This is a genomic window from Segatella copri, assembly GCF_003465495.1.
Lineage (GTDB): Bacteria > Bacteroidota > Bacteroidia > Bacteroidales > Bacteroidaceae > Prevotella > Prevotella copri_G.
The window spans coordinates 1-486 of the sequence record NZ_QSAV01000023.1; positions in this window are offsets into that span (position 1 = coordinate 1).

The following is a 486-nucleotide window of genomic DNA, read 5'->3' on the forward strand; positions in this document are numbered from 1 at the left end:
GCTTATAAAAAATATTAAATTATAGTGTTGCGGAAATTAGGGTTAAATAGTTGGCAACCAAAAAATTTTATCACGTTATTTAACGGAAAAATGCAAAATATGGGGGTTAGGAAGATGTTTTACCCCCTCTCCTAAGGGTGTAAAATGCCCCTCCTCGGACTCGAAATCATGCTCCAAAGGTATGAATTTTTGACAAATACAATAAATTGGGATGTAGGAAATGAGTACCAGAGCGGTGCAATGTGCAGTATTCCCACCAGAGAATGTAGATTATCATTATACACACACAAATAAAGTACAACTGACATAAACTTTCGTAATCATCTCATACACAATCAATTTAGGACTATCAGATACTCTAACAAGCAACCAATTTAAACATTACACTTAGTGGGTCATTAGGTCAAAGTCATTTAGGGTCATTATGTTTTCCGAGAGTTAAAAAGTCACTATAGTATATATAAATAAATATTTATATATACTATA